Source organism: Mesorhizobium sp. M7A.F.Ca.CA.003.01.2.1 (assembly GCF_003998945.1).
In the GTDB taxonomy this organism is placed as follows: Bacteria; Pseudomonadota; Alphaproteobacteria; order Rhizobiales; family Rhizobiaceae; genus Mesorhizobium; species Mesorhizobium ciceri.
This window is the reverse complement of record NZ_RZRA01000115.1, coordinates 1-8,547: the sequence shown is the minus strand read 5'-3', so window position 1 is coordinate 8,547 and position 8,547 is coordinate 1. Positions and strand designations below refer to the sequence as shown.

Genomic DNA, 8,547 nt, shown 5'->3' with positions numbered 1-8,547 from the left:
TATCCAGGGCTGGAACCACCATGGCCGCCGAAGCTCCGATAGACAAACCCATGCAGCGCCACATGCTGTTTGCTGTGTCTGCCTGCTTCGGCGTCTTTGCGCTTCTGGTGGCGTTGCTGCTGCACGCTCCGCTTGCCTATTCGATCGGCGCCAACGCGTTCTTTGCCGCCTATGTCATTCTCGTCGTCGCCCAGATGCCGAAGTTCACCGGCAGGTATCTGAGCAAGAATGCGCGCGCCACCGACCAGCCGGTGCTGGTCATCTTCGCCGTGACGCTTGTCGTCGTCGGCGTTGCCGTTGTCGCATTGTTCCTGCTGATCAATCAGAAGGACAGAAGCCATCCCATCGAGCTCTTCTTCGCGCTGCTGTCGATCCCGCTCGGCTGGTTCACCATCCATGCCATGGCAGCGCTCCATTATGCTCATGTCTACTGGATGGATGGCGATGCGATGGATGCCGAGACCAGGAAGAAAATCCCGGTCGGCGGACTGCTGTTTCCGGGCGACAAACGGCCGGAGGGTTGGGACTTCCTCTATTTCTCGACGGTGATCGGCATGACGGCGCAGACCGCCGACACCAACATCTCGACGACGCATATGCGTCGTGTCGTGCTTGTCCACTCGATCCTGTCGTTTTTCTTCAACACGGTCATCGTCGCCGCTGCCGTCAATCTCGCCGTCAGCCTGGGCGGTCCGTAATAAATCCGTGATCGGATGAAACATCGGTTTGGATCGCGACGTATCAGGAGGACAATGAGCGCGCAGGCCATGCCGCGAGGCCGGGAGACGAAACACGATGGAATCCGTTGCCAGAAGCCAATCCGCCGCCGATCCAGGCGCTTCGGCGTCGAACGACAAAACGCTGATTTACCGGCAGTCGCGCTGGACGCGGCTGACGCATTGGCTGTGGGCCATCTCGCTGTTCTTCATGCTGTTGTCCGGCCTGCAGATCTTCAATGCCCGTCCGCAGCTCTATATCGGCAAGCAATCGGGCTTCGATTACAACAACACCATCTTCGCCATCGGCGCCGAGAACTCCGATGCGGGTCCGCGCGGCTACACGGAGATCTTCGGCAAACGCTTCAACACCACTGGGGTGCTCGGCTGGTCGGGTCCGGCCGGCCAGGAGACGTCCCGCGCCTTCCCGTCCTGGGCGACCATCCCGTCCTACTATGATCTCGGCACTGCGCGCGTCATCCATTTCTTCTTTGCCTGGATACTCACCACGACGTTGATCGTCTGGCTGGTCGCCAGCATCGTCAACGGTCACATCCGCCGCGATCTCGCGCCACGCCTCGACGATTTGAAGCGGTTGCCGCAAGACATCGTCGACCACGCCAAGCTCAAATTCCACCACACGCGCGAATACAACACGCTGCAGAAGATGGCCTATGGCGGGGTTCTGTTCGTGCTGCTGCCGCTGATGATCATCACCGGTCTGGCGATGTCGCCAAGCATGAACTCGGTGCTGCCTTTCCTCAACGATCTGCTCGGTGGCCGGCAGACGGCACGCACCATCCATTTCACCGTGATGGTGCTGCTGGTCGCCTTCTTCGTCGTCCATATCCTGATGATCCTGGCCGCCGGCCCGATCAACGAGCTGCGCTCGATCATCACCGGCTGGTACCGCACCGATCCTCCCGCACAGAACGACAATACAGCCGAGAGGAGTGCCTGACATGGCGAAGTTTGAGATCAGCCGCCGCAAATTCCTGACCGCTGCCGGCCTTGGCGCTTCCGGTATCATGCTGTCGGGCTGCGACGCCTTTGACAGCCAGCTAAGCGTCGGCAGCGGCCTGCGCAGTTTCCTCGAAAACGCCAATGGCCTGACATACCGGGCGCAACGCCTGCTCGCCGGACGCGGTGCGCTGGCGCCGGAATTCACCGAGGCCGATATCCGCCAGCCGCAGCGGCCGAACGGCGTCACCGCTCCCGATGACGACGTCTACAAGGGCCTGCTCGCCAACAATTTCGCCGACTGGCGTCTGGAAGTGACGGGTCTTGTCGAAAAGCCGCTGTCGCTCAGCCGCGAGCAGCTCCAGAACATGCCAAGCCGCACCCAGATCACCCGCCATGACTGCGTCGAAGGCTGGAGCTGCATAGCCAAATGGACCGGCACGCCGCTGTCGCTGGTGCTGGACCAGGCGGTGGTCAAACCGCAGGCGCGCTATGTCATGTTCCATTGCCTCGACACGATCGACCGCAGCCTGTCGGGCGACATCAAATATTACGGCACCATCGACCTCATCGATGCCCGTCACCCGCAGACGATCCTCGCCTACGGCCTGAACGGCAAGCCGCTGCCGGTCGAGAACGGCGCGCCGCTGCGGGTTCGCGTCGAGCGCCAGCTCGGCTACAAGATGCCGAAATATCTCTACAAGATCGAACTGGTCGACGGCTTTGCCGATGTCGGCGGTGGCAGGGGCGGCTATTGGGAAGACAATGGCTATGACTGGTACGGCGGGATCTGAGCTGCACACCGCAAATCCGGCGCTGAAGATGCTAGCCTAGCGAGCGGCGAAACAGCTCGCCTTTTCCGGCAATCTGCTCGCCAATGCCGCCAAGCCGCAGCATATGCCAGGCAAGTGCATGGTTGCTGGAGGTGACCGGTTTCCCCAACTCCTTCTCGACCTCCTCGATGATGCGGGCAACGCGCATGCTGGTGCAGGAAACGAACACCGCATCACAGTCGCTCGACGCACCGATTTCCAAGATGGCCTGCTTGACCGATGCCGGCGTGATGCGTGCAACGACATTGTCGTCCGCCTCGTTGAAGGAGCCCATGACCGGAATATCCATCCCCCGCGCCATCAGCGATGCCCGCAGCGAATGATTGATTTTCGCCAAGTAAGGGGTGAGCAGCGCGATCCTCGAGACCCCCAGGGCCTTCAGCGCGGCGCGTGCCGCGGTCACCGGATTGGTCACCTGCACACCAGGCAGCACCTCGTGAACGCGCTCGGCAACCTTATCCTCGCCGATGACCAGCGCTCCCGACGTGCAGGCAAAGCCGATCACATCGAACTTGACGTCGGGCAAGAGTCCCACCGTTGCCGGGATTACCGCCGACATTTTCATCAGGTTTTCCGGTGTGATCTCGACATCGCTGTAGAGCCGCGCCTCGTACAGCGCGATGTCGCGCGCGGGCAGCGCATACCGGAATTCATCCTCGATGGTCTGGTCGGTCCGCAGCACGAGCAGGCCGAGATTGGCGCGCGTGCCGATACCGTCATCGGTCTTGAAGGGAATGTGTTCCTTGTCGAGGACAAGCGTGTCGTCGGCGCGGCTAACCGGGGCGTCCATGGCGCAGTCCCCTCCCTGATGCCAATCAGAATTGTCGACAATAGAAACGGCGATATTGCCGAAACTGTCAAGGGCTCTGTGCAGATCCTGGGAACCGGTAAACGCCTGAATTTTGCGCTTGCGCGGATCGCTTGTCCGTCGCCGACCCATTCACCGTTGACAGGGATCGGCGTCTTCCTATTGAATTGTCGACAATAGGAACACAGCCCTTCGGGACAGCAATGCGCGTATTGATCTTGGGCGGCGGCGTGGTCGGGATCACCACCACTTATCAGTTGCAAAAGGACGGCCACGCGGTCACTGTTCTCGAGCAGGCACCGCAGGTGGCCGAGGGCGCGAGCTGGGCAAATGCAGGCATGATCGCGCCCGGTCACTCCTTCGTCTGGTCATCACCAGCCGCGCCAAAAATCCTGCTGAAGTCGCTGTTCCTGAAAGACCAGGCGCTTCGCTTCAAACTTTCCGCCGACCCGCATCTCTACAGCTGGTCGCTGCGCTTCCTCAGGGAATGCACGGCCGCCAAAGCGCGTCGCAACACCCTCCTCAAACATCGGCTTGCGGTCCATTCCCAATCGGTCCTGCAGGCGGTCGTCAGGGAGGAATCGATCCAATACGACAGGACCTCGGCCGGCATCCTTTACTTCCACCGCAGCCGTCAGGCGCTCGACAAGGGCGTCGCCAACATGCGCCTGCTGGAGGCCGACGGCCAGGAGATCCGCATTGTCGACGCACAGGAAATCATTGACCGCGAGCCGGCGCTGGCTTCGTCGCGCGGCAGCATTGCCGGCGGCATAATGTGTCCAACCGATGAAACCGGCGACGCCGCCAAGTTCACGCGCGCGCTGGCGGCCATCGTCGAAACGAGGGGCGGCAAGATCCTGACAAGCACGAGGATCGTCGGGATCGAACGCAGGAATGACGCGATCATCCGGGTCGTCACCGACAAGGGAGAATTTCTGGCCGACACCTACGTTCTGTGTCTCGGCGCCGAAAGCCCGATCCTCGCCCGCAAGATCGGCCTTGGTTTGCCGATCTATCCGGTCAAAGGATATTCCCTGACCATTCCCATCGTCGACCCGGCGCTGGCTCCAAAACTCCCCGTCATCGATGAGCACAATCTCGTTGCCATCACGCCGATGGGCGATCGCATCCGCGTCACCGCCACCGCGGAATTCGCGGGCTATGATCGCAGCCACAAGCCTTCGGATTTCGCCTTCATGAAGCGCGTCACGCAGGACCTGTTCCCGCGCGGTATCGCCTATGATCGCGCCGAAATGCGGGCCTGCCTGAGACCCATGACGCCCGACAATCTGCCGATCCTCGGCCTGCGCAACATCAAGAACCTCTGGCTGAACACCGGCCACGGCCATATTGGATGGACGATGGCGCATGGATCGGCCCGCATCGTCGCCGACCTGATCGCCGGCCGGGCTGCGCCGATCGCCCTCGACGGTATCCTTCCCACACAGGCGCGGTTCGCCGAACCAAGCGCCGCAAAGGCTTGACCGACGCCATGCTCCGACCCACCAGGCACAGCAACCAGGACGACGATGCGGCGTTGGCATCCAAGCCGATCAAGACCGGCCCGCGCGTCTATGAAGAGATCCGTCGCATGGCGATGGACTATCGCTTCAAGCCGAACGAGCGCATCAACGAAGTGGCGCTTGCCGCGAGGCTGAATGTCAGCCGCAGCCCGATCAGGGAGGCCCTCCAGCGGCTGGTCACGGAGGAACTCATCACCTTCCAGACCAATCGCGGCTTCTTTTGCCGCGGCTTCGATGTCGACGAGGTCGTCAATCTTTCCGACGTGCGGGCGGTGCTTGAGGAGCGCTCCGTCAGGCTGGCGATCCAGCGCGCGACCAATGAAGAGCTCGCCGCGCTCGTCGACTGGTGGACGCTCACCATGGCGCGCGCCGACTCGTTTTCCAGCGCCGAGCTGACCGCCAGGGACGAGGAGTTTCACATCCGCATCGCCAGGCTGTCAGGCAATCCCGAACTGGCGCGCATGCTCGAAGGCATCAACACGCGCATCCATTTCGTTCGCAAGATCGAAGTGGAGAAGCACCGGCGACTGTCGACAACCTACACCGAACACAGCGAAATCGCCCGAGCCATGGTAACCCGCGATGCCGACACGGCCGCAAGGCTCATGCATGACCACATCGACATCAGTGTCGCCGATGCCATGTCGACCGTCCGGGAAGGCCTGGCCCGGATATACGTCGACGTCGATCAGATCTGACCAGCATCCCGGATCCGATTAAGCAATCCCTGGCCGGTCAGGCAACCTTGTCGAGCAGCGGCCTGAGCGCCGGGTGAATTTCCGGCGAGGCGTGCTTGATCAGGGTCAGCAGCGCGCGTTCGTTCTCGTAAAGTGGCCTGTCGACGCCGATATGTTCGATCAGCCAGCCGGCTTCGCCGGCATCGATCGTCTCGGCACGGCGGGCCAGGGCCTCGGCCGCCCTGTTCTTGGCTTCCCATTCGGCTTCGATGTCGCCAGGAGATCGGTAGGCCTCCATGATGCCGGCAAGCCCGCCGGAGATCATGCGGCTGAAGAAGCCGCCGATTTCCGGATCGGCATGTTCGAGGAAGGCGTCATGGCGCAGCGCCACGTCGCGCGTCGGTGCTTCGTAGCCGGCCGAGCACATGACGAAATTGGCGATCGCCTTGACGAACAGCTCGTTCCAGGACGGATCGTTTTGTCCTTGAGCAGTCCGCTCGTTGATCTTGAGCAGCACCTCGGCCTCGGCGCGCGTGATGGCGATGTTGCCGTCGCCGCCATGGGCATGGAGTATCCGGCGCAAAAGCTCGACCTCCGCCTGCGCGACGAGGCCCGGAGCCAGCGCGCCGCCGAGCATCAGCGGCCCCTTGCCGTCAATGACGGCATGCGCCACCTGCTCCAGCGCATACACACAAAGCTGGGCCGGCGACGATTTCGCCTGTTCCAGCACATGCACCAGCAATTCGAGTTCGGTCCGGCTGTCGACCATGCCGTCGCGCGAGATCGTGCGGATCAGCCAGTCGGCATTGTCCTGCGAGATATAGCCCGATGGCTTTTCCTGGTGGACGATATAGTCGGTGACCGCCTCAATGAAGAAGGGCGGCCATTCCTGGCATTTGTCCTTCGCCGTGGCATCGAGCGCGAACAGCGCCTCGGCCTCGCCACGCGTCACGACGCCGTCGCCGAACACTTCATGGCGCAACATCGCCACGTCCTCCGCGGCGATGCGGCTTTTCGAGGTCAGCCCGGCCACCGGCGCGCTCATGATCAATTCGCCCATTTGTCGTCCCCGTCCGCCGTCGCCAAGCGCCGGCCCCATAGCGTCACACAAGCCAACATATCAGCAGTGTCTTGAAAAACCGGCAAACGGCGTGGTTAGTGAAGACTTGTCGCCAACGCATGTCGCCTGACAGCGTGCCGCGGTTTGAAGAACGACATGCACGCGCTTTAGATGTTGCTGACAGGTGACAAGCCGTCGCGCGCAAGCTATGGATGGCGCGTCGAGGACTCAGGGTCTTGAGTCCTACCTGTTTGCGGGAGAGAACAGCGAGAGCTGTCGCCGAAGGGGAAATCGCCCGAAATCTCTCAGGCAAAAGAACCGTAGACGGGAAAGACACTCTGGAAAGTCGGGGCTTGCCCCCGCGCCGAAGGTGTAAGCGCCGCTGACAGAGTTCCGGCTGCGCGAGTCTCTCAGGCTTCAGACAGAGGGGCACGGACTGGTCGCCATTCGCGACCGATTGCGTGCGACTCTGGAGACGACATGGCGGGCGACGACACAAAACACCTTCCCCTTGAAGATATCCATATGGCCGCCGGTGCGCGCTTCGGCGCCTTTGCCGGCTGGTCGATGCCGCTGACCTATCCGGCCGGCGTCATGAAGGAACACCTTCACACCCGCGAGCAGGCCGGCCTGTTCGACATCTCGCACATGAAGCTGTTCGAGGTCAGCGGACCGGAAGCGGCGGCACTGCTCAACCGTGCTTGCCCACTGGATGCCGGCGCGCTCGAAATCTCGCAATCCAAACTGTCCTTTTTCCTCAACGAAGCAGGCGGCATCCTCGACGACCTGATCGTCACCAGGCTTAGCGATGCCAGGTTCATGGTGGTCGCCAATGCCGGCAACGCCGTAGCCGACGAAAAGCATTTGCGTGCACTTGCCGCGGATTTCGACGCCAGGATCGAGCCGCTCGACCGCGTCTTCCTGGCCATCCAGGGTCCTGAAGCCTGGGCCGCCCTTTCCCGCGCCGGCATCGAGACCGGCTCGCTGCTGTTCATGCATGGGGTCGAACCGCGCAAGAACTGGTTCATGAGCCGGTCGGGCTATACCGGCGAGGACGGGTTCGAGATCGGCTTGCCGGAGGCCGATGCACGCGACCTCGTCGCGAAGCTGCTCGGAGACGAGCGCGTGCTGTGGATCGGCCTGGCTGCGCGCGACAGCCTGCGCCTGGAGGCCGGTCTCTGCCTGCATGGCCAGGACATCACACCGGAAACCGACCCGGCCAGCGCCGCCTTGATGTGGGCAATTCCAAAGGACATCCGCGCTTCCGGCACTTTCATCGGCGCCGATGCGCTCCGCGCCGCGGTGGAACGAGGACCCGCGCAAAAGCGCGTCGGTTTGAAGCCGGAAGGCCGCCAGCCGGTGCGTGGCGGTGCCGCGCTCTTCGACGCCGACGGCAACCCGGCCGGCCATGTCACGTCGGGCGGCTTCGGCCCCTCGGCCGGCCATCCGGTCGCCATGGGCTATGTCTCGACACCTCTGGCAAAGCCCGGAATTCGGGTTTTCGCCGATGTGCGCGGCACGAAAATCCCAGTCGATATCAGCTCCCTGCCCTTCACACCGCATCGCTACCGAAAAGGATGATCTCAATGGCAACGACCTATTTCACATCAGATCACGAGTGGCTCCGCGTCGAGGGCGGCATCGCCACGGTCGGCATCACTGATTACGCGCAGGAGCAGCTCGGCGACCTCGTCTTCGTCGAACTGCCGGAGACGGGAAAGAAATTGACCAAGGGCGACACCGCCGTCGTGGTCGAATCCGTCAAGGCGGCGTCCGATGTCTATGCACCAGTCGACGGCGAGATCACCGAGGCCAACGGCACGCTGTCGTCGGATCCGTCACTGGTCAATTCGGCCGCAACAGGGGCCGGCTGGCTGTGGAAGATGAAGCTTGCCGACGAAAGCCAGCTCGCCGGTCTCATGGATGAGGCCGCCTACAAAGCCCATATCGGTTGATATCAGGACTTATTG

General features: G+C 62.2%; 9 protein-coding genes and 1 riboswitch. Of the genes, 7 read left to right on the top strand and 2 right to left on the bottom strand.

From position 1 onward, the window contains the following. Positions 1–20 precede the first annotated feature (20 nt). The 3 genes from EN969_RS07450 (at position 21) to EN969_RS07440 (ending at position 2,470) form a co-directional block, all read left to right on the top strand. The gene (locus EN969_RS07450) at positions 21–698 is read left to right on the top strand and encodes a DUF1345 domain-containing protein (protein ID WP_013531945.1); all 678 of its coding nucleotides are present in this window, start codon (positions 21–23) and stop codon (positions 696–698) included. Positions 699–795: 97 nt separating this feature from the next. Continuing rightward, complete coding sequence (locus EN969_RS07445; RefSeq protein WP_013531946.1) at positions 796–1,677, top strand: cytochrome b/b6 domain-containing protein; 882 nt, start codon at positions 796–798, stop codon at positions 1,675–1,677. Between the two features lies 1 nt (position 1,678). After that, positions 1,679–2,470: a molybdopterin-binding protein gene (locus EN969_RS07440; protein WP_013531947.1), complete on the top strand. Its 792-nt coding sequence runs from the start codon at positions 1,679–1,681 to the stop codon at positions 2,468–2,470. A gap of 31 nt (positions 2,471–2,501) precedes the next feature. On the opposite strand, the gene EN969_RS07435 is transcribed toward EN969_RS07440, so the two are convergent. Continuing rightward, positions 2,502–3,299, bottom strand: a complete 798-nt coding sequence (locus EN969_RS07435; protein ID WP_013531948.1) for an aspartate/glutamate racemase family protein — start codon at positions 3,297–3,299, stop codon at positions 2,502–2,504. Between the two features lie 221 nt (positions 3,300–3,520). On the opposite strand from EN969_RS07435, the gene EN969_RS07430 reads away from it, so the two are divergent. Together EN969_RS07430 and EN969_RS07425 are read left to right on the top strand one after the other, a co-directional pair. Then, on the top strand, positions 3,521–4,801 hold the full coding sequence (locus tag EN969_RS07430) for a D-amino acid dehydrogenase (RefSeq protein ID WP_063167890.1): 1,281 nt from the start codon (positions 3,521–3,523) through the stop codon (positions 4,799–4,801). Positions 4,802–4,809: 8 nt separating this feature from the next. Continuing rightward, entirely contained in the window at positions 4,810–5,538 is a 729-nt protein-coding gene (locus EN969_RS07425) for a GntR family transcriptional regulator (RefSeq protein ID WP_024505339.1), read from the top strand. A 37-nt stretch (positions 5,539–5,575) separates the two neighbouring features. Here the strand turns inward: EN969_RS07425 and EN969_RS07420 are convergent, their stop codons facing one another. Next, positions 5,576–6,577, bottom strand: coding sequence for a hypothetical protein (locus tag EN969_RS07420; protein WP_063167889.1), 1,002 nt, complete (start codon positions 6,575–6,577; stop codon positions 5,576–5,578). A gap of 244 nt (positions 6,578–6,821) precedes the next feature. Then, a riboswitch (glycine riboswitch) is annotated at positions 6,822–6,908 on the top strand. A 149-nt stretch (positions 6,909–7,057) separates the two neighbouring features. Here EN969_RS07420 and gcvT point away from each other — a divergent pair. Beyond that, entirely contained in the window at positions 7,058–8,158 is a 1,101-nt protein-coding gene (gene gcvT / locus EN969_RS07415; protein WP_063167888.1) for a glycine cleavage system aminomethyltransferase GcvT, read from the top strand. A gap of 5 nt (positions 8,159–8,163) precedes the next feature. Further along, positions 8,164–8,532: a glycine cleavage system protein GcvH gene (gcvH, locus tag EN969_RS07410; protein ID WP_013531953.1), complete on the top strand. Its 369-nt coding sequence runs from the start codon at positions 8,164–8,166 to the stop codon at positions 8,530–8,532. Positions 8,533–8,547: the final 15 nt, after the last annotated feature.

What these genes read in the sequence shown, in the direction of transcription:
- EN969_RS07450 (WP_013531945.1), top strand. Translation starts at nt 21, where the DNA reads ATGGCCGCCGAAGCTCCGATAGACAAACCCATGCAGCGCCACATGCTG.
- EN969_RS07445 (WP_013531946.1), top strand. Translation starts at nt 796, where the DNA reads ATGGAATCCGTTGCCAGAAGCCAATCCGCCGCCGATCCAGGCGCTTCG.
- EN969_RS07440 (WP_013531947.1), top strand. Translation starts at nt 1,679, where the DNA reads ATGGCGAAGTTTGAGATCAGCCGCCGCAAATTCCTGACCGCTGCCGGC.
- EN969_RS07435 (WP_013531948.1), bottom strand. Translation starts at nt 3,299, where the DNA reads ATGGACGCCCCGGTTAGCCGCGCCGACGACACGCTTGTCCTCGACAAG.
- EN969_RS07430 (WP_063167890.1), top strand. Translation starts at nt 3,521, where the DNA reads ATGCGCGTATTGATCTTGGGCGGCGGCGTGGTCGGGATCACCACCACT.
- EN969_RS07425 (WP_024505339.1), top strand. Translation starts at nt 4,810, where the DNA reads ATGCTCCGACCCACCAGGCACAGCAACCAGGACGACGATGCGGCGTTG.
- EN969_RS07420 (WP_063167889.1), bottom strand. Translation starts at nt 6,577, where the DNA reads ATGGGCGAATTGATCATGAGCGCGCCGGTGGCCGGGCTGACCTCGAAA.
- gcvT (WP_063167888.1), top strand. Translation starts at nt 7,058, where the DNA reads ATGGCGGGCGACGACACAAAACACCTTCCCCTTGAAGATATCCATATG.
- gcvH (WP_013531953.1), top strand. Translation starts at nt 8,164, where the DNA reads ATGGCAACGACCTATTTCACATCAGATCACGAGTGGCTCCGCGTCGAG.